This is a genomic window from Enterococcus sp. SMC-9 (assembly GCF_021011285.1).
Taxonomy (GTDB): Bacteria; Bacillota; Bacilli; order Lactobacillales; family Enterococcaceae; genus Enterococcus_C; species Enterococcus_C montenegrensis.
This window is the reverse complement of sequence record NZ_JAILYE010000002.1, coordinates 305,425-326,277: the sequence shown is the minus strand read 5'-3', so window position 1 is coordinate 326,277 and position 20,853 is coordinate 305,425. Positions and strand designations below refer to the sequence as shown.

Here is a 20,853-nt window from a genome sequence, read left to right as displayed (position 1 = left end):
GTAAAATAAGGGGCTATGACAAAATCCTTGTCATAGCCCCTTATTGCGCTATTTAAAAATAGGAAGAAAAGTTGAGAAAAAACCGCCTCTTGTTTTTGAGCGTGAAGAAAAATTGGTAAAGCCCTTCTTTTTATTAAGCGTAAGAAGGTGCGCTATTTTGTGACACGTTTATATAAGTAGTATTTGGTGACGCCCCGCATAGGTGTATCCGGTAGGCTGCCAAAGATAGTAAAACCATTTTTTTGATAAAATTCAACGGCTTGATAACTTTTGGTTGTTAAGGTTAAGTTAATTACACCTTCTTCTTGTGCCCAATCACCTAAGGCTTGTAAAAGTCGGGAGCCGATTTTTTGGTTTTGAAATTCTGGTTTGACAGCTAACAGACTGACGTGAAGATTTTCAAAATCTTGCTTGGCGATTAATCCGCCGACTAATTCATCTGCTAAGGTTGCGGCAATGGCAAGTCTTTCGTGTTTTTTGGGCAATTCATCGTGAAATTGTGCCTGATATTGCGCTGTGAAAACTTCTCTTAATAAAGGTTCAATGGTTTCTGTCTGACTGGTTTCAATTCGAATCATGCAAATTCCTCCTGTCTATACGTATTTAGTATAGCAGTTTCTTTTAACCAATTGGAATTCTAAATAGATTTTTATAAAAGTAAGTAAAAATTTTAGTAAAATGACAAAAAAAGTTAAAATGCAAACGTTTTTTTGTGTGGGTTTGTTGTGTTATTCAATTCGCAAATTTTCTAATAGTATTTTATTTAAATTGTTGATTTAGCAAGGAATATTTTGAGTGAGAAAAGCAAAAACATTTGCTTTGTGTTTGATTATGTTTGGTATAAGTGTTTTTTTGAAAAAAATACAGTAGAAATATGTTAGAAAGGGTTTACAAGTGTTTGTTTACATGTTACGATACTTGTGAAGTTAATACGTAGTGGATTGTTACTATTCGATTAGGCAAAAACCGCGAATGCTAGGTGAGTACCAGTATCTTTACATGGTATGATAATCCTATCATTTGCGGTTTTTTTATTGGTTAGTTAGGGGGAATAGAATGTATCGCATTATTCAAGTCTTAAATAATAATGTCGCCATTATTCGAATAGAAAACGATGAGCAGGCTATTGCAATGGGAAAAGGTATTGTCTTTCAAAAGAAAAAAGGCGATTTACTAAAAAAAGAAGATATTAGTAAACTTTTCATGTTGCGCAATAAAGAGTCCCAGCAAAATTTTTCTTCACTGCTAAAAGATTTACCTTTAAATTTTATTACTACCGGTTATGAAGTGATTGATACGGCGATTTCTAAATTCAATTATCCAGTTCAGGAATATATCTATGTAACACTAACCGATCATATTTATTGGAGCTATCAAAATCAGCAAAAAGGGAACTATGAAGTCAGTCGCTTACCTGATATGAGTAAAGAATATCCGACAGAATATGCGATTGGCAAAATGGGTGTCACCATTATTAATGAGCGATTAAATGCGCATTTTCCTGATGATGAAATTGGTCGGATTGCCCTGCATTTTATCAATGCCAAACGGGAAGGGGAGCCTGTAACAAATGAAGTTTTGGATCCCCGTCAAGATATTATTAATCAGGTAGAAAAAATATTATTAAATAAAGGTATTGTACGAACCGAAGAAAATAAAAATTTTTATGATCGTTTAATGATTCATTTGAATTATTTTGCAGATAGACTCGATCAGCCAGCAGAACAAGTCATCTTTTCTAAAAGTTTGGAAACAAATATCAAAACAGATTATCCTCGTGCCTACGCGATTGGCAATGAAATTTATCAATTGGTAAGCGATTATGCGAATCGCAAATTAAGCGATAGCGAGCGGGTATATCTGGCAATTCATATTCAACGACTATTGTGAAAGAAGGTTTAGTAATGAAAGAAATGAGAACCCTACCAAAAGATTTTATCATGGGTGGTGCAATTGCGGCATACCAAGCTGAAGGTGCAACACAATTAGACGGCAAAGGCTTAGTTGCTTGGGATACGTGGCTTGAGGAAAAAGGAAGATACACCGCAGAGCCGGCCAGTGACTTTTATCATCAGTATCCAGTTGATTTAAAACTATGTCGCGAGTTTAAGATCGACAGTTTGCGCATGTCCATTGCTTGGAGTCGAATTTTCCCGAATGGTTATGGAAAGGTCAATCAAGCTGGTGTGGATTATTATCATCGCGTCTTTGCGGAATGTGAAAAACAAGGGGTCATTCCTTTTGTTACCATTCATCATTTTGATACGCCGAAGACATTATTTGATAATGGTGACTTTTTAAACCGAGAAAACGTGGAACATTTTGTTAACTACGCTAAGTTTTGCTTTGAAGAATTTAAAGAAGTGCATTATTGGAGTACCTTTAATGAAATTTATCCTGTGGCCACGAATCAATATTTAACAGGTATCTTCCCGCCAGAAACGAAATTTGATTTAAAAAAAGTAGTGACTTGTTTACACAATATGATGTGGGCCCACGCACGGGCTGTGAACATTTTTAAAGCAGGCAATTACGCTGGTGAAATTGGTGTTGTGCACTCCCTGGAACCAAAATATCCTTATTCCAAAGCAAAAGAAGATGTTCATGCTGCAGCTAAAGATGATGCGCTCTCTATTGCCTTTTTACTAGATGCAACTTATAAAGGACGCTATTCTGATAAAACGATGGCGCTAGTTAATGAAATTTTAGCTGCCAATGATACAAGTATTACTTTTGAAGAGTCAGATTTTCTTGAGATGGAAAAAGCTGCTACCCAAACTGATTTTCTGGGAATCAATAACTATCAAAGTCATTGGGTACAACATTACGAAGGAAAAAGTGAAGTTGGATTTAATGGTACTGGGGAAAAAGGAACTAGTTTTTACCGGATCAAAGGAATTGGTGAACGTGTTCAAAGAGATGATATTCCTAAAAATGATTGGGATTGGGCTATTTATCCAGAAGGTTTATCTGATTTATTAATTCGAATTAAAGCCGACTATCCAAATTATGGAAAAATTTATATTACTGAAAACGGCTTAGGGTTTAAAGATAACTTCAATGATGGCGTGATTATGGACGGTCCGCGGATTGAATATTTACGGGGGAATTTTAATGCTATCGCAAAAGCCATCGCTGCGGGTGTCGATGTCAAAGGCTATTTCATCTGGTCTTTAATGGATGTTTTTTCTTGGGCCAATGGCTACAACAAACGTTATGGCTTGTTCTATGTGGATTTTGAAACGCAAAAACGCTATCCCAAAGAATCGGCATATTGGTATAAATTTGTCAGTGAAACAAAAGTAATTATTTAAACTTTAGTAGAAGTTGCGAAAAATTATCCGGAAAACGAATTCAGAATATTGAAAAAATGGAGTGAGAATGATGAATAAAGAAGAATTACAGATGCTGGGCTTTGAGATTGTCGCATATGCTGGTGACGCTAGAAGTAGCCTATTAACAATTATTAAAGAAGCCCGGGCCGGCAATTTTGAAAATGTTACGACACTCATGGCTGACGCTGAGGAAAATTTGAATTTGGCCCATAATGCTCAAACCAAATGTCTGGCCGCAGAAGCAGAAGGTGAAGATTTAGATATCGGTTTTATCTTTGTTCATGGGCAAGATCATTTGATGACGACTATTCTTTTAAAAGAATTAACAGAAAACTTTGTCGACTTATATAAAGAAAAATACAACAAATAAACAAAGGTTAAGGAGGAAATGAAATGAACGCCATTATTAAACAAATCGAAAAGCATCAGGCAACTTTTCAAAAGATTTCAAGAAACATTTACTTGTCGGCGATCAAAGATGGTTTCTTGGCAGCGATGCCAGTTATCTTATTTTCCAGTATTTTTATCTTGATTGCGGCAATCCCGCCAATTTTTGGTATTACACTACCAGCAGAATTTGAAACCTGGTTATGGAAAATTTATGACTTTACCATGGGCTTAGTGGGGATGTTGGTGGCCGGAACAACAGCACGTTGTTTAGCAGGTTCTATGAACCGCAAAATGCCTGATGGTAAAGTGATTAACGAAACTTCTGTTATGCTAGCTTCAATTTGTGGCATGCTTTTACTTGCTGTTAATAAAACAGACGGTGCCTTTGTCGCAGATTACATGGGAACAAAAGGTTTGTTATCAGCTTTTGTTGCAGCCTTCATCACCGTTAATATGTATAAATTCTGTATCAAACGTGACATTACCATCAAAATGCCACCAGAAGTACCCGGTAGTATTTCGCAAAATTTTCGAGATGTCTTTCCTTTTTCATTTTCAGTTTTAAGTTGTGCAATTATCGATTTGATTTCTCGTTATTTCATTGATGCTCCTTTTGGGGAAATGTTCTCTAAATTATTATCACCACTTTTTTCAGCCGCCGAGTCTTATCCGGGAATGGCTTTGATTTGGTTTTTAATTCCGATGTTTTGGTTTGTTGGCGTACACGGTCCATCGGTTGTAAAACCGGGCCTGTCTTCAGCTTTGTATGGAAATACTGAAGAAAACTTGAAATTATTCCAAAATGGTGAACATCCTTTTCATTCATTGACGGAAAACTTTGGGAATTTCATTGGTGAATTAGGGGGTACCGGGGCAACGTTTATCGTACCAATTATCTTCATTTTGTTAATGCGTTCCAAACAGCTAAAAGCAGTTGGTAAAGCTTCGATTATTCCGGTCATGTTTGCCGTCAATGAACCGTTACTATTTGCAGCACCAATCATTTTGAATCCATACTTCTTAGTACCATTTTGTTTAGCACCGGTTGCCAATGTAATTATTGGTAAATTATTCATCGATATTTTGGGGATGAATGGTTTCATGTATGTCTTGCCGTGGGCTACGCCAGGACCAATTGGTACGGTATTATCAACTAATTTCCAACCAATTTCATTTTTATTGGCTGCCACATTATTAGTAGTCGACTTCTTCATTTATATGCCGTTTTGTAAAGCTTACGATAAAGTTTTGGTTGAACAAGAAGCACAACGGGTAGAAGAGATAGATGAAGTAGAAACAATTGCACCAGAATTAGCGCCAGCTAGTGCAGCAGCAGTTGTTGATGGCAATGAAACTGTTATTGTTGAGACAGAACCTGCTGTTAGTCCAAATGCTAGTGGCAAAGGTTACGATGAAGATTTAAATGTTTTAGTTTTGTGTGCTGGTGCGGGAACTAGTGCGATGTTGGCCAACGCTTTGAAAAAAGGTGCAGCAGAAACCGGGAAACACATTAATGCAGCAGCTGGGTCATATGGGTCTCATTATGACATTATGAATAACTACGATGTTATTGTTTTAGCGCCACAAGTAAATAGCTACTACGAAGATATTAAGACCGATACTGATAAATTAGGTATCAAATTAATTGCGACAAAAGGGGCGCAGTATATTAATTTAACCCGTGATCCCAAAGGCGCAGTTGACTTTGTCCTAGGTGAATTAAATAAATAAATTACTAAGATTTCTTCTTAGTTCGGGTAGAACGAAAAAATGGTTCTACCCTTTTTTCAAACAGACAGATCTAATTAAAAACAATGGCTGCCTAGTTGAAGAAATTATCTTTTGGATAAACAATGTAAAGTTGAAAAGTTTAGGAGTCTTTTGAACAATGGAGGAAAATACAAATGGAAAAATATCCCATTAATGATTGGCGTTTTTATTTAGGTGATAATGAAATCGCGTGGCAAAAAGATTTTAACGACGAAAACTGGCAAAATGTAACGGTGCCTCATGATTGGAGTATTACACAAGATTTTACAAAGGCCGCCTCTAGCGGTACGGGATATTTGCCGGGGGGGATTGGTTGGTATCGGGCTCATGTTGCCATAAATGAGATTGGCGAAGTTACCGATAAAGTGACGCAATTGCGTTTTGATGGTGTCTATAAAAACTGTCAGGTCTGGGTCAATGGGTATCATGTTGGCGGCTGGGCATCGGGATATAGTTCATTTCAATTTAATTTAACTGAAATTTTAAGCTATAACACCAATGATGAACTTGTAATTGCCGTTAGAGTGGATCATACAGACATTGCAGATTCTCGTTGGTATAACGGCAGTGGGATTTCTCGTCTTGTTACAATTGTCACCAGCAATCCCGTTATGGTGGATCGCTACGGGATTACGTTTGAAACCGTTGCGTTAAATGAGCAAGATGCTGTTGTGAAAACCAAAACAGCAGTAACAAATTTCACTGCCAAAAAAGCAACGGCAGTGATTAAACAAACTTTAACAGATGAAGATGGAACTGTCGTAACAGTAGGGCATGAAGAAGTTTCATTACTAGCCGGTGAAGTTTGCAAAATTCAATTTGAAACGACTGTAAAAGATGCAAAATTATGGCAGGTGCAAAGTCCCAATTTATATACTTTAACTACGAGTATTATAAGTGGTGATAAGGCGAATCATTATGAAGAAAAAGTCGGTATTCGCACCTTTGCCTTTACTGCTGACAATGGTTTTATTTTAAATGATACCGAAAATCTAAAATTAAAAGGGGTTTGTCTGCATGAAGATGCCGGTTGTTTTGGTACAGCTGTTCCCAAAGCAGTCTGGCTGCGTCGCTTGTTAAAATTAAAAGAAGCTGGTTGCAATGCGATTCGGATGGCGCATAATCCCCATGCGCAAATTTTGTACGATCTGTGTGATGAACTTGGCTTTTTTGTTTTTGATGAAGCATTTGACGAATGGGAAAACCCAAAAAACAAATGGTGGCAAGGTCACAATGTCTATCCGCCAAAATATGAAGGTTATGCCAAAGACTTTCCAGTTTGGCACAAAAAAGATTTAGTGGATATGGTATTGCGTAATAAAAATCATCCCTCAATTATCGCTTGGAGTGTTGGCAACGAGATTGACTATCCCAATGATCCGTATGCCAATGACCTATTCAATGAAATGGAAGGCAATAATGACGCCAATAAACCAGTAGAAGAGCGAATTTATAATCCTAATCGTCCGGATACGCGTCGTCTGACAACGATTGCCAAACAGTTGAGTGAAATCGTCCACAAAGAAGATGCAACAAGGCCAACGACACTGGCTGCTGCTTTTCCAGAATTATCCTATCAAACGGGCTTAGTAGATAGTGTAGATGTCATTGGTTATAACTATAAAGAACACTTGTATGAAAAACATCACCGCCTATTTCCGAACAAGCCCTTTATCGGCAGTGAAAATCGCCACAGCTATCAAAATTGGTTAGCGGTAAAAGATAACACGTATATTGCCGGTCAATTTTTGTGGACGGGAATTGATTATTTAGGCGAATCTCGTGGCGTTTGGCCCAAACATGGAACTTATCGTGGTTTACTGGATATGTGCGGATATGAAACCATGATGTTTTATAAACGTAAAAGCTGGTGGTCAGAAGAATTAACTGCCCGTCTTTTTACGCGTCCTGCTAAAGAAAAATCAGAGGATCCATGGGAAGCTGTTTATCGCAAATGGAATTACAGTGAAGGCGAACAAGTTGAAATTCGCCTCTACACGAATGCTGCCAGTTTTGAATTGAAGGTGAATGAGGAAAGAATTGCTTTAACTTTTGATGAAGTGGAGGGGTACTATTCGACCATTGTTCCATTTGTAGCAGGCCCATTAATTTTGACAGCCCACAAAGATGGGAAAACAATCATCGATACTTTAAAAGCAGTAGGGCAAGGACAGCGGTTAACCGCCAATCTATGGCAAGTGCCAACGGCTTTTAAAATGCTTTTGCCACAAGATGAAGTAATCCAACAAATTGAATTATCTATCGTCGACAAAGAGGAAAATCTAACCGATACCAATCAAGTTATTCACTTTGAAGGCGAAAACTGCGAGTTTTTAGGCTTTGAAAATGGGGATATGGACGATATTACCAATTATGGTGAAAAATATAGAAGAACACGCAATGGTCGCGCTATTTGCTATGTGAAAACAAAAGTAGACATGAAAGCAAAAGCAGTGTTTTCTGTCGCTGGATTTCACGATTTGATCATTACGTTATAGCACTGTTAGATAGTGGTTTTTAAAAGCGATGTTTACTTGCGCTTTTAAAAATCACTTTTTTGAAGACAAAAAAATACCACCGCATACAATCTCTTCGAAACGTCTAAAAGACGCCGAGATCATACCGGTGGCGTGGGTTTGGCACCCAATGGGCCGTGAGGGGCTCGAACCCGCGACCCGCTGATTAAGAGTCAGCTGCTCTACCAACTGAGCTAACGGCCCAAAATACTTTAAGAAAAGTACTTTTTTATGTTAGCACTCTGATTTTGAAAATGCAAGAATAAAGAGGAAAATATTTTTGCTTTGGTTAATTTATCGCAAGAAAAATTTTACAGAGGTGCAAAACTTCATTCACACTTTTTTCACACTTTCTCGTTACTATACAAGAGTACCAACAATAACCTGTCTTTTTAAGACAAACCCTAACACTTTTTCATTTTTACTCCTGCCTGTCGGTTCCCCGCCGACAGGTCTTTTTTTTACTTTAAAAATTTAGTGCAGCTGTCTTTTTAGCCATCACCCTCTTGAGCTAACTTTTTTGGTTTTCTGCTGGAAAGCAAAACAAGTTTTAGAAAGCCTTTCTTCCTGCCACACTTTATAAACTCGTTTTACTAGCACGAAGTAAAAAATTTTAATTTGAGTTGCAATTTTGCAATATTTTGCTCTTATTGTCTAAAAGCTGTGGAAATTTATGCAAACTTTCTAGGGGCTACTTCTAAAATTTTCCTTTAGTTGGCTAGTTTTGTTTCGTAGAATGTGTTATATTCTATCTAGTTTTTAAAACTACTTTATATAATTATCATAAATTTATTTGGAGTAATGAAAATGAATGATACTTTTCAAAATGAAACTTTAAAAAAATGGGGCGAAGCAATTAGTGAGTTCCATTTACCACGTTGGGACCAATTACCTGACTTGGAATTATATATGGATCAAGTGATTCAATTAGTTGATCAATATTTATCCCCTGTGACAACAGGCGACAAGCATCCGCTTTTGACAAAGTCAATGGTAAACAATTACGTCAAATTAGGCTTGATACCACCGCCAGTTAAAAAACGTTATACCAGAACCCATGTGGCGTTTTTACTTGCTATTACCACTTTGAAGCAAGTTTTAACGATTCCCGAAATAAAAGAAGCAATTGTTTTTCAAGGACGTACCGATGGCATTCGTGAGGCCTATAACTTTTTTTGTCGTGAGCAAGAAAGTGCGCTTCATTTAATCGCCCGCCAAGCGCAAGGTGAAGGGATAACTTACCCCAATGAACCTATCCCTTTTGCTTATTTGGCAGCCCGAACGGCGACAATTGCCTTTGCCAATAAAATTCTAGCCGCAAAAGTTATTAGTTGTGAGATTGATTATTTACGACAAGGAGAAAATAATGACTAAAGAAAAAATTGCCTTACTAGTAGACTCTGGAACAGACGTACCACAAGAAATTGTTGCCGCAAATCATATGTACACGATTCCTTTAAAAATTATTTATAAAGATCGGGAATACACCGATAAAGTAGACATCACCCCAGAAGAGATTTATGCCAAATTAAGTCAGGAAATTCCTTCTACTTCATTACCTGATGGCGATACGATTAATAAAATTTTTGATCAAATCAAAGCTGATGGGTTTACCCATGTCTTAGCGATTACAATTTCTGGTGGTTTGAGCGGGACAAATAATGCTGTTCGTCTTTTAGGCGAGCACTATGAAGGTTTAACTACTTATGCATTTGACACGAAAAATATTGGTATTGGGGCTGGCCTACAAGCGATTCGAGCAGCAGAACTATTGCAATCAGGAGTATCTTTTACCGAATTAATCGCCCAATTGGAAAAAGAAGTGTTGCAAAACAAAGTTTACTTCAATGTGGCAACTTTAGAATATTTGCAAAAAGGCGGCCGGATTGGTTTAGTCGCATCGATTTTAGGCAATGCATTAAAATTAAATCCGATAATTTCATGCAATGATGAAGGAATTTATTATACCGTTGCCAAAGCCAGAGGGCGCAAAAAAAGTTTGGAAAAATCAGTGCGTTTGATTTCTGAAGCAATCGGGAATCATCAAAAAGTTCGATTAGCAGTTGCTCATGGTGATGCAAAAGAAGAGGCTGAAATGATGTTGGCGCACTTGAAAAAAGAATTTCCCCAAGTCAAAGAATTTTTCTTTGGGCAAATTTCCCCAGCGTTGGTTGTCCATACTGGTCCCGGATTATTAGGTTTTGGGATTCAAGCATTAGACTAATCAAAAAAATAATGAAGGAAGCTTAACAAGTGAAGAATCAAAGTCAGAAAAAAGGTGTGTTATTTGACTTAATTCTTACTCTTTTGTTAAGCTTTTTCTTTTCAAAAGGCTGCTAGAGCAGGAAATTTTCCATTTAATGAAATGCCTGTCAAAATGAGTTATAATAATAGAGACAAATTTAAGAAGCATAAAGAGGTGTCTTCTAATGAAGAAAATATTAGTTGTTGACGATGAAAAACCAATTTCAGATATCGTCAAATTCAATTTAACCAAAGAAGGTTATGAGGTACACACTGCTTTTGATGGGGAAGAAGCCCTAGAAAAAGTGAAAGAAGTCGAGCCAGATTTGATTTTATTGGATTTAATGTTACCAAAAATTGACGGGCTAGAAGTCGCCCGGGAAGTGCGCAAAAACTATGATATGCCAATCATCATGGTAACAGCCAAGGATTCTGAAATCGATAAAGTTTTAGGGCTGGAATTGGGCGCAGATGATTATGTAACCAAACCGTTTTCAAACCGTGAATTAGTTGCTCGGGTTAAAGCCAACTTGCGTCGTGGTTCTACTGCGGCAAAAGAAGCTGAAGAAGCGCCAAACTCCGAACTTGTCATTGGAGATTTGACCATTCAACCAGAAGCCTACATGGTTATGAAAAATGGTGAGGCGATTGAGCTGACCCATAGAGAATTTGAATTGTTACATTATTTGGCAAAGCATTTAGGTCAAGTAATGACCAGAGAACACTTGTTACAAACCGTTTGGGGTTACGATTATTTTGGCGACGTCAGAACTGTTGACGTAACAGTTCGTCGTCTGCGGGAAAAAATTGAAGATAATCCAAGCCATCCTAATTATTTGGTGACACGAAGAGGCGTAGGCTATTATTTACGCAATCCGGAACAGGAGTAATGGAATGAATAAAAAAGTTCGCTTTTTTCAATCAGTGAACTTTAAAATCGCCCTGGCATTTATCTTGATCTTAATTATTTCGATCGAGATTATCGGGGCGTATTTTATTCGCGGATTGGAAAATAAAACGATCGAAAGTTTTACCACGAGTATGAACCGACAAGCTGCCAGTTTATCCGGCACGCTTGGCTCAGAATTGAGTAAAGACAATGATAAAGAGACCGATGAAGCGGATGCTTCTATTCAGCGGATTATTGACACGAATAAAAGCGGCGATATTATTGAAATTCGAGTTGTGGATGAAAAAGGCATTGTGAGAGCGACTACCAATGTTTCTGATCGTAGTGCCCGCGGCAAAAAAAATGATTATCGCGATATTGATGATTTAGCCGTAAAATCTGAGATGGCCATTGATGATACAACAGGAAATCGAGTTTACATTAATGTACAACCAATTCAATCTCCCACAGGCGATAGCATTATCGGAGCTGTTTACATTAAGAGTGATATTGAAAAACAATACTTAGAAATTCAAAATACGGCTCTGATTTTTGTTACTGCTTCGATTATCGCGGCGGCCATTTCAATAATCGTGGCGGTATTGGTTTCCCGCTCGATCACACAACCGATTGGAGAAATGCGAGAACAAGCAAGACGAATAGCCAGAGGAGATTATAGTCGTAAGGTGGCTGTTCATGGTAAAGATGAGTTAGGGCAATTGGCTGAAACATTTAATCAACTGGGAGATCGGATCGAAGAAACGCAAGAAGCGATGGAAGCAGAGCGAAATCGGCTAGATAGTGTCTTGTCGCATATGACAGATGGTGTTGTCGCCACCGATCGAAGAGGAAAAGTCATTACGATTAATGAAATGGCAATCAACCTTTTAAATGTCACCAGTGAAGAAGCAGTGGGACATTCGATTTTAGAACTACTAGATATTGAAGAAGATTATACCCTGCGAAAACTTTTGGAAAATCCTGATGAAATGTTAATTTCTCGTGAAGCACCAGATGGCAGTGAAATTATTTTACGGACGGACTTCTCCATGATTCGGCGTGAATCGGGCTTTATTAGTGGTTTAGTAGCCGTTATGCACGATGTAACCGAACAGGAAAAAACAGAGCAAGAACGCCGGGAGTTTGTATCAAATGTATCCCATGAATTACGGACACCTTTGACCAGTATGCGTAGTTACATTGAAGCCTTGAGTGAAGGTGCTTGGCAAGACAAAGAAATTGCACCAAATTTCTTAAAAGTAACGCTAGATGAAACCGACCGTATGATTCGCATGATCAACGATCTTTTGAATTTATCGCGGATGGATAATGGTAAAAATAATATGCAACTAGAATATATTAATTTTAATGAACTAGTGAATTTTGTTTTGGATCGTTTTGATATGATGATGAATTCCCAGGATCAAAAGAAAAAATATACAATTCGGCGAGAATTTACCAAACGGGAATTGTGGGTTGAAGTGGATACCGATAAAATGATGCAAGTGATTGATAATATCATGAATAACGCCATCAAGTATTCACCAGACGGCGGCACGATTACTGTTCGTTTGATGGAAACGCATAATAACATCGTCTTGAGCGTTCAAGACAGAGGATTAGGTATTCCAAAAAAAGATTTGCAAAAAGTATTTGATCGTTTTTATCGCGTCGATAAGGCGCGAGCACGAAAACAAGGTGGTACAGGCCTAGGCTTAGCAATTTCAAAAGAAGTAATTAAGTCCCATGGTGGTAGTATTTGGGCTGAAAGTAAAGAAGGCAAAGGCTCTACTTTCTTTATTACATTACCTTATGAACCATATGAGGGGGAATGGTGGGAATGAAAATATCCGAACGTATTATTCGTATCGGTTTGATTTTTTTAATCGCATTAAGTTTTTATCTTTCTTATATGATTTGGTTGAGCCCGACTGCGCGCAGTAACTTGCAAACCAATAAGCAAGCAGAACGGATTGTCAGTACGACCCAGAATATCCGAAAAGCAACCGACATTTTTTTACCGCTACGTTTGGTATGGGTCAATGGTGAGGGCAATATTAAGCAGACATCTACAGACACAATTATTGGGGATGTTCAAAATCTAGTGAATAAAGCTAGTTTTGGTACCCCTGAGAAAAAAAACTATGACAGCGATGAAGAATTTTTTGCTGATGTCGATATTAAAAATGGCGTTGAACTTTCATATTTTGGCCCATTTTTAGTGAAGGAATATGTTGAAATGTTTAATCTAGACTTAGCATTAGATAAATTGCAAGATGTTCATTTTACTAAGGTGCAGCTTGACTTTGACAGTCATCAAATTCGCTTTATTAATATGCGCCGTCATCAAATTGTCGAGGTGCCAGTAACCATTGATGAGCTGAAGATTACGCAAATTGCAAGCCAAGCCGCAGAAAAAAATTGGCTGCAAATGAATGAAGAAAATCGCATCAGTAGTATGCAATACAATACGCAAACGCCGGTCAAATTGAAGCGTTATAGCTATATTGCTTCTAATTTATCTTATACAACATTCCGGGATGCATTTTTCACAAATCCCCAAGATGTAAAAATGAATGAAGAAACTAGCAACCTTGTTTTATATGATGGCACTGAAAATATGAGTATTCAAGAAGACAAGCAGCTCATTGATTTTCGTGGGGAGATTGACTTAAGTGGTGGTGAGGGCGATATCTATTCCCAAAGCTTCAGTTATATCACACGCCTTGGTGCTAATTTGGGAAATTTACGTTATTTTGATCGCGACAAAGATGAAATAACTTACCGTATTTTCGTGGAAGGCTATCCTGTGTTTGGGGATGCTTATCAAGGGGAAGTTAATTTAAAAATAAACGGAGAAAGTAAAACAGATAACGGTGCTTTGCCGGTCCAAATTCTCTCAAGTATGAATGCAATCCAAGTACCGATTCCTTCTGATGAGGTCGTGGAATTACCGCCAAGTCATACGATTATTGAAAACCTGGCTTATATGGGGGTCGATCAAAGTTTGGTTCAATCGCTTGTGATTGCTTATGGTCGCCAAGATCTATCTGCCACTAGTGGTGTTGTAGATTTAGTCCCGATGTGGTATATCCGCTATGATGGTCAGTGGTATTCTTATGATAGTTTAATTGCTAAAATCCAGCAGGAAACGGGGGCGGATTAATTGGATTTTAAAAAAATCGAATGGATCTTCTTCTTAGCTTTTCTGGGTGTGAATATCTTTTTATTTAATATTTATCACGCTACTAAAAATGAAGAAGGTAACGTTTCTAGTACGAATCAAAAAATTGATATCTTACAGCGTTTGGAAGCAGACGAGATTAGTATCAAAGGCAAACTTTCTTCAGAAATAAAAGAAGGATATTATTTGGCTGCGGTACCAACAAATATGAATGAAGCTGTCAATACGGCTAAGGAAAAAAACGGTGCAGCCTTCAACAGCGGGACAAACTTTGTTGGAGAAAATCACAGTCAATTCATTTATACGCCGAGTACGAATTTTTATATTAAAGATAGTAAAGAAACCAAAGAGAATGTGGATTCTTTTTTGAAGGATTCAAATGAAGTTTTATTTGGGCAAGAATACATGTATGTCCCCCATGAGTCGTTAACAGATCCAGAATATCCAGAAATTATTTGTGCCCAAAGCTTTGAAGGTATTCCTTTTTATGATGACACGAGTAAAATGGAAATTATCTTAGAAGAAAATGACGGTCTACTGCGTGTTTCTCGTTATATGCAAACCCATCTGTCTGCAATTGAAAAACTACGGGAAAAGATGGGCTTATACAGTGAAAAAGATGCTGTCAATACGCTTTACATCAATAACAAACTACCAGCAAAATCCAAAATTTTGTGGCGCCAGCTGTCTTATGTGATGATTTTACAAGTTCGAGGTAAAAATGTCTATGTGCCTGCCTGGTTAGTAGCTGTGGAAACTGGTAAAAATAATGTTCAAATTGAAACAGTGAACGCCTTTACAAATCGTATTATTACAAATAATACGTTGCAAAAGGTGGAAAATACCAATTAAGGTATGTATAATAAAAATCGTTTAGAAGGTGAGGTTGTAAATTTCAATCACGCTTTAGTTTAGTTGAAGGGAAGTCTAGCAGATGGCAGAAGCTGCTTTAAAAATTAGTGTGTTAGCCAGTGGTAGTTCTGGTAATTCTTTATATATTGAAAGCGGAAAAAAACGACTGCTAGTTGATGCCGGTCTTTCTGGCAAAAAAATTACATCTTTATTAGCAGAAGTAGGCAAAGATCCAGCGGACTTAGATGCAATACTAGTTACCCATGAACATCGCGATCACATTCATGGTGTGGGAGTATTGGCTAGAAAATATGGTCTGGATGTTTACGCCAATGAAGGAACTTGGCAAGCAATGGATGGTATGCTAGGTAAAATTGATGTCGCGCAAAAGCATATTTTTGAAATGGGGAAGGTTCTAACCTTTGGGGATATGGACGTTGAAAGTTTTGGCGTTTCTCACGATGCAGCGGCACCGCAATTTTATCGTTTTCACAAAGACGGCAAATCTTTTGTAATGTTGACAGATACTGGTTATTGCAGTGATCATGTTCGTGGGATTATTCGCGATGCAGATGCCTATTTAGTGGAAAGTAACCACGATTTGGAAATGTTGCGGATGGGACCTTATCCTTGGAGTTTAAAACAACGAATTTTAGGGGATCGAGGCCATTTGTCAAATGAAGATGGTGCACTGGTTATGACAGATATCATCGGAGATAGCACGAAGAGAATTTACTTGGGGCATTTAAGTAAAGAAAACAATATGAAAGAGCTCGCCCATTTAACGATGAAAAATATTTTGAAAGAACATGATTTAGGTGTGGATTATAACTTTAAAATTTACGATACAGACCCAGATCAAGCCAGTGAAATGTTTGCAATTTAAGTATTGATATGAAAAAAGTCGTGAATAAACGACAGTTATATGTAAAAAAGCGGGGACAAAATTTTGTCTCCGCTTTTTTATTGCTAAAGAGTAGATCAAGTTCATGATGCTTTTTTTAGGGTCTAGCTTCATGAACTAACTCTTAATGACAATAAGTCAAAATCTTGAGAAATTTGGAGAGCAATTTATCAAGATTCTATCTTATTGCTAAAGAGTAGATCAAGTTCATGATGCTTTTCTTAGGGTCTAGCTTCATGGGCTAACGCTGCTAGGAATAAGGCGATATTTTCAAAAATTTGCGGAATGATTTCTGAAATTTCCGCGGAAATTTTTGAGAGCAAAGGGTGTTAGCGAAGTTTTTTTAATAATTTGTACTATCGCCAGCAATACTGATGTGAATATTTTTTTGTGGCTGTTTGATTAAATCCATAACACCCTTCGCATAATCCGCCATGCTGACTTCACTTTTTCCAGCACTATCTTTTTCCAAGATATCTTCGTTGATTTGGTATTTACCAGTAAAAGGGGCATCATAGATAAAGTTTGCGGCAGGTGATACATAAGTCCAAACAACATCAGGAAATTCTTTTAACTCAGCCAATGATTGGGCCATATTTGACGCCGTTGGATGAATGGGAGAGCTGGCTGGAATGGTATCTAGCAAGCGTTTTGTTCGCTCTGGATTCAAATACAAAGAAGAAGCGCCGCCGACTACAATTAACCAGACAGATGTTTTCCGCAAAATTTTAGCTAAATGAAGCAAGCTTGTTTTATGCATTTCTTCTCGTCCGTGGGGTGCGTTAAAAGCATCAATCACAATATCAAAAGCAGAGAGATCAGCAGTTGTTAAATCAAAAAGATCTTTTTTTAGCACGGGCACAGCTACTTGCAATTTTTCAGGGCTACGAACGATCGCTGTAACATCATAATGATCGTCTAATGCCGCTTTTAGTAGATGACTGCCGACATGACCTGTGGCTCCAATAATTCCAATTTTCATCAAAACGCCTCCTTAAAAATAAAAAAACACTACATCCTTTATTTTAGCGGTTAGCTACTTTTTTTGCTAAAAAAAAGCCTGTTAAAATAAAGGATTAAAGTGTAAAGCGCAATACTTGAATAAGCAATACTAAAATATTTGCACCGCAATGACTAAGGATGGCCGTTTTAATTGAACCTGTCTTGACGTAAATAAAGGATAAAAAGCAGCCTAAAATAAAGTAGACTAAAATATCACTATCGGTGTGAACTAGCGCAAACGCTGCTGCACTAAATAAAATTGCCAAAGGTAAAGAAAAATATTCACCAAAAAAGCCAATACAAGCCCGTCTAAAAACGAGTTCTTCCATAATGGGACCACAGATAGTGGCTATAACTGCAAAAATAGGCCGCTGCCACAAAACTTCCATCATATTGAGACTGCGATTAAAATTATTTTTTATACTAAAAAAAGTTTCGATATAGCCAGTGATGCCGATTAATAAGACGGTCAATAAAATACCAATCAGTCCGGTGAGAATAATTTTTTTTCGACTTATCGGATTTTTTTCAAAGGATAAAGGCGGAACTTTTTGGTATAAAAAAATTAGAACACCAGTGCCGATTAAATAAGATAAACCAGCAGTGAGGGTCTCGCCGTTGTTTATTTTAATAATAGCAGGAATTAAAAAAACGAAAGCATAACATAAAATTGATGAAAAGCTATATTTAATTTGTGACATTTAACTACTCCTTTAGTTGTCTAATAAAAGTATACCTGAATCATTTTCGCAAGACAATTACTTCGGAAAATAGGCAAAATTTCTTCAATAAAAAAACAAGGGAAAAAACTTGCATTGTGGGGGTAAAATGAGTAATATAGTTCTTGTAGGTTAGCACTCAACTATTGAGAGTGCTAATACATGAAAATTGATGGAGGGATTTATCGTGTTAAAACCATTAGGTGATCGCGTGATCATTGAAGTCGCAAAAGAAGAAGAAAAATCTGTAGGCGGAATCGTGTTAGCATCAGCTGCACAAGAAAAACCACAAACAGGTACAGTTATCGCTGTTGGTGAAGGCCGCTTTTTAGAAAATGGTGAAAAAGCCGCAATCCCAGTTGTTGTGGGAGACCAAGTAATGTTTGAAAAATATGCTGGTTCAGAAGTGAAATATGAAGGCAAAGAATATTTAATTGTTAATGGTAAAGATATTATCGCTATTGTGGAATAATCACACAAAAAACGTTATAAAAAAATTAAATGAGGTGTTTTAGCATGGCAAAAGATATTAAATTTGCAGAAGAAGCACGGGCTGCGATGGTGCGTGGAGTAGATAAATTAGCCGATACAGTAAAAGTAACATTAGGCCCTAAAGGTCGTAACGTTGTATTAGAAAAATCATATGGTTCACCTTTGATTACAAACGATGGTGTTACAATCGCAAAAGAAATCGAATTAGAAGATCATTTTGAAAATATGGGTGCAAAACTTGTTTCTGAAGTTGCTTCTAAAACCAATGATATTGCTGGGGATGGTACCACAACGGCTACTGTCTTAACACAAGCAATTGTCAGAGAAGGAATTAAAAACGTTACAGCTGGTGCTAACCCATTGGGTATTCGCCGTGGGATTGAACTTGCAACTAAAACAGCAGTAGCAAAATTACACAGCATTTCTTCAATCGTTGACTCTAAAGAAGCAATTGCGCAAGTAGGTGCCGTTTCTTCTGGTAGTGAACAAGTTGGGAACTACATTGCTGACGCAATGGAAAAAGTCGGAAACGATGGTGTTATCACCATTGAAGAATCAAAAGGGATTGAAACTGAACTAGACGTTGTTGAAGGGATGCAATTTGACCGTGGTTACTTATCCCAATACATGGTAACAGACAACGACAAAATGGAAGCTATTTTAGATAATCCGTACATTTTGATTACCGATAAAAAAATCTCTAACATTCAAGATATCTTGCCATTGTTAGAACAAATTTTACAACAATCAAAACCATTGTTGATTATTGCTGATGATGTTGATGGTGAAGCATTACCAACCCTTGTTTTAAATAAAATTCGTGGTACTTTCAATGTCGTTGCAGTAAAAGCTCCTGGCTTTGGCGATCGTCGTAAAGCAATGTTAGAAGATATCGCTACTTTAACAGGCGGCACAGTAATTACAGACGATTTAGGTCTTGAATTAAAAGACGCAACAATTGAAAGCTTAGGTCAAGCAAGTAAAATTGTCGTTGATAAAGACAATACAACAATCGTAGAAGGCGCTGGAGAAACAGATGCTATTGCTGCGCGCGTGCAATTAATTAAAAATCAAATTGCAGAAACGACTTCTGATTTTGATCGTGAAAAATTACAAGAACGTCTAGCGAAATTAGCTGGTGGTGTAGCTGTAATCAAAGTTGGTGCGCCAACTGAAACAGAATTAAAAGAAATGAAATTACGCATTGAAGATGCTTTAAACGCAACCCGTGCCGCTGTTGAAGAAGGTATGGTTTCTGGTGGTGGTACTGCACTAGTCAACGTTATCGCTGAAGTTGCGGCTATTGAAGCAGATGGTGACATTGCAACTGGTGTGAAAATTGTGGAACGTGCACTAGAAGAGCCAGTACGTCAAATTGCTGAAAACGCTGGTTATGAAGGATCTGTTATCATCGACAAATTAAAACATGCTGAAATCGGTATGGGCTTTAATGCGGCTAACGGTGAATGGGTAAATATGGTAGAAGCTGGGATCGTTGACCCAACGAAAGTAACACGTTCAGCTTTACAAAATGCAGCTTCTGTTGCAGCTTTGTTGTTAACAACTGAAGCAGTTGTTGCGGATAAACCTGAACCACAAGCGCCACAAGCTCCAGGAATGGATCCTGCTGCAATGGGCGGTATGATGTAATTTTTAACACTAAAAAAGTGATGATCTCTCAGGGATCATCACTTTTTTTATCCTTCAGTTAAAAGGGTGGCGAAATTTAAAGAGCATTCATCAAAAAAATTTGAAGTAAAGACTGTTCTATTCTTTGGTATAGTGGTAAATAATGTCGTGCATAATATCTACAACATCGGCTTCAACGTGGTCGTTGTAGTACGCTGCAAAGCGTTCATCGGCAACATACAAGTCGGCTAGACCGCGATGATACGCAGAATTGTAAAAAGGAGCGGCGATTTGTAGCCAAGTTTTGTGAGCATTAAAAACATTTTTTGAAATGCTGCTGTCTAAATCAATTTTTTCTGCTTGAGACAAGATTTTTAAATTCGTAAATAGCGCAGTTTGAGCTGCTTGCATTTTTTCATATTGTTCTTTGGTCAAATGTGACCAGTTATCATTGGCGGAATTAACGGCTTGTTCCCCATACTTTTCACGAATCTCTTTTCCATAGCGTTGCTCGTTTTCTTCAATTTGTTTGGCTTTAAAAGCTGCAAATTTTTCACTATCTTTCATGTGTTCTCCTCCTTTGTAATAAACCAATGTTTGAGAAAGAGTCTGAACCATTTCATTCAGCTGCGCTTGTTGGGTTAAAAGCGCTTGGTATTGTTCTTCAAGCAAAGCGAAACGTTCTGCTTGGGGGAGGTTCATCACTGCTTTAATTTTAGCCAAAGTAAAGCCAAAACTCTTAAAAAATAAAATTTGCTGCAATTTATCCACCGCAGCACGGTCGTAATAGCGGTAATCAGAATTAGGTTGACGTAACGCTTTTAGTAAACCAATTTGATCGTAATAACGTAGCGTGCGGTTGGAAATTTTTGCTAGTTTGGCTAATTCATTAATCGTATACATGAGTAATCCTCCTGCTTTTTGTTG

18 protein-coding genes and 1 tRNA gene are annotated in these 20,853 nt (G+C 37.5%); 14 read left to right on the top strand and 5 right to left on the bottom strand.

What is annotated here, in order from left to right; all coding sequences use genetic code 11:
• Positions 1–152 precede the first annotated feature (152 nt).
• On the bottom strand, positions 153–578 hold the full coding sequence (locus K4422_RS04305; RefSeq protein WP_230709379.1) for a GNAT family N-acetyltransferase: 426 nt from the start codon (positions 576–578) through the stop codon (positions 153–155).
• Positions 579–1,056: 478 nt separating this feature from the next.
• On the opposite strand from K4422_RS04305, the gene K4422_RS04300 reads away from it, so the two are divergent.
• The 5 genes from K4422_RS04300 to K4422_RS04280 all read left to right on the top strand — a co-directional run bounded on the left by K4422_RS04300 (position 1,057) and on the right by K4422_RS04280 (position 7,993).
• Complete coding sequence (locus tag K4422_RS04300) at positions 1,057–1,890, top strand: PRD domain-containing protein (protein WP_206902456.1); 834 nt, start codon at positions 1,057–1,059, stop codon at positions 1,888–1,890.
• Between the two features lie 23 nt (positions 1,891–1,913).
• Positions 1,914–3,314, top strand: coding sequence for a 6-phospho-beta-galactosidase (lacG, locus tag K4422_RS04295; RefSeq protein WP_230709523.1), 1,401 nt, complete (start codon positions 1,914–1,916; stop codon positions 3,312–3,314).
• 70 nt (positions 3,315–3,384) lie between these two features.
• A complete protein-coding gene (locus K4422_RS04290) occupies positions 3,385–3,705 on the top strand; it encodes a PTS lactose/cellobiose transporter subunit IIA (RefSeq protein ID WP_206902457.1) in 321 nt (106 codons plus the stop codon).
• A gap of 23 nt (positions 3,706–3,728) precedes the next feature.
• Positions 3,729–5,456 (top strand): PTS lactose transporter subunit IIBC, encoded by a 1,728-nt coding sequence (locus K4422_RS04285; protein ID WP_206902458.1) that lies wholly within the window; start codon positions 3,729–3,731, stop codon positions 5,454–5,456.
• Between the two features lie 173 nt (positions 5,457–5,629).
• On the top strand, positions 5,630–7,993 hold the full coding sequence (locus K4422_RS04280; RefSeq protein ID WP_230709377.1) for a glycoside hydrolase family 2 TIM barrel-domain containing protein: 2,364 nt from the start codon (positions 5,630–5,632) through the stop codon (positions 7,991–7,993).
• A gap of 149 nt (positions 7,994–8,142) precedes the next feature.
• Here K4422_RS04280 and K4422_RS04275 read toward each other — a convergent pair.
• Positions 8,143–8,215: transfer RNA gene (locus tag K4422_RS04275), tRNA-Lys, on the bottom strand.
• A gap of 597 nt (positions 8,216–8,812) precedes the next feature.
• Here K4422_RS04275 and K4422_RS04270 point away from each other — a divergent pair.
• From K4422_RS04270 to K4422_RS04240, 7 genes are all read left to right on the top strand, one after another.
• A complete protein-coding gene (locus tag K4422_RS04270; RefSeq protein WP_230709375.1) occupies positions 8,813–9,385 on the top strand; it encodes a DUF1836 domain-containing protein in 573 nt (190 codons plus the stop codon).
• Positions 9,378–10,235 (top strand): DegV family protein, encoded by an 858-nt coding sequence (locus K4422_RS04265; RefSeq protein ID WP_230709373.1) that lies wholly within the window; start codon positions 9,378–9,380, stop codon positions 10,233–10,235. The genes K4422_RS04270 and K4422_RS04265 overlap by 8 nt, the downstream gene beginning before the upstream one ends.
• Positions 10,236–10,440: 205 nt before the next feature.
• Positions 10,441–11,145: a response regulator YycF gene (gene yycF, locus K4422_RS04260; RefSeq protein WP_206902469.1), complete on the top strand. Its 705-nt coding sequence runs from the start codon at positions 10,441–10,443 to the stop codon at positions 11,143–11,145.
• Between the two features lie 4 nt (positions 11,146–11,149).
• Positions 11,150–12,988, top strand: coding sequence for a cell wall metabolism sensor histidine kinase WalK (walK, locus tag K4422_RS04255; protein ID WP_206902470.1), 1,839 nt, complete (start codon positions 11,150–11,152; stop codon positions 12,986–12,988).
• Positions 12,985–14,310 carry a YycH family regulatory protein gene (locus tag K4422_RS04250; protein WP_230709371.1) on the top strand — a complete coding sequence of 442 codons (1,326 nt, stop codon included), beginning with the start codon at positions 12,985–12,987 and terminating at the stop codon, positions 14,308–14,310. The genes walK and K4422_RS04250 overlap by 4 nt, the downstream gene beginning before the upstream one ends.
• Positions 14,311–15,180, top strand: coding sequence for a two-component system regulatory protein YycI (locus tag K4422_RS04245; protein WP_206902472.1), 870 nt, complete (start codon positions 14,311–14,313; stop codon positions 15,178–15,180).
• 82 nt (positions 15,181–15,262) lie between these two features.
• Positions 15,263–16,066, top strand: coding sequence for an MBL fold metallo-hydrolase (locus tag K4422_RS04240; RefSeq protein WP_230709366.1), 804 nt, complete (start codon positions 15,263–15,265; stop codon positions 16,064–16,066).
• A 361-nt stretch (positions 16,067–16,427) separates the two neighbouring features.
• On the opposite strand, the gene K4422_RS04235 is transcribed toward K4422_RS04240, so the two are convergent.
• Both K4422_RS04235 and K4422_RS04230 read right to left on the bottom strand, forming a co-directional pair.
• Entirely contained in the window at positions 16,428–17,066 is a 639-nt protein-coding gene (locus K4422_RS04235) for an NAD(P)-dependent oxidoreductase (protein WP_230709364.1), read from the bottom strand.
• Positions 17,067–17,160: 94 nt separating this feature from the next.
• Positions 17,161–17,787 carry a CPBP family intramembrane glutamic endopeptidase gene (locus K4422_RS04230; protein ID WP_230709362.1) on the bottom strand — a complete coding sequence of 209 codons (627 nt, stop codon included), beginning with the start codon at positions 17,785–17,787 and terminating at the stop codon, positions 17,161–17,163.
• 205 nt (positions 17,788–17,992) lie between these two features.
• Here K4422_RS04230 and groES point away from each other — a divergent pair, with 205 nt between their 5' ends.
• Entirely contained in the window at positions 17,993–18,277 is a 285-nt protein-coding gene (groES, locus tag K4422_RS04225) for a co-chaperone GroES (RefSeq protein ID WP_206902476.1), read from the top strand.
• 44 nt (positions 18,278–18,321) lie between these two features.
• The gene (groL, locus tag K4422_RS04220) at positions 18,322–19,947 is read left to right on the top strand and encodes a chaperonin GroEL (RefSeq protein ID WP_230709360.1); all 1,626 of its coding nucleotides are present in this window, start codon (positions 18,322–18,324) and stop codon (positions 19,945–19,947) included.
• A gap of 117 nt (positions 19,948–20,064) precedes the next feature.
• Here the strand turns inward: groL and K4422_RS04215 are convergent, their stop codons facing one another.
• On the bottom strand, positions 20,065–20,829 hold the full coding sequence (locus K4422_RS04215) for a MerR family transcriptional regulator (protein ID WP_230709358.1): 765 nt from the start codon (positions 20,827–20,829) through the stop codon (positions 20,065–20,067).
• Positions 20,830–20,853: the final 24 nt, after the last annotated feature.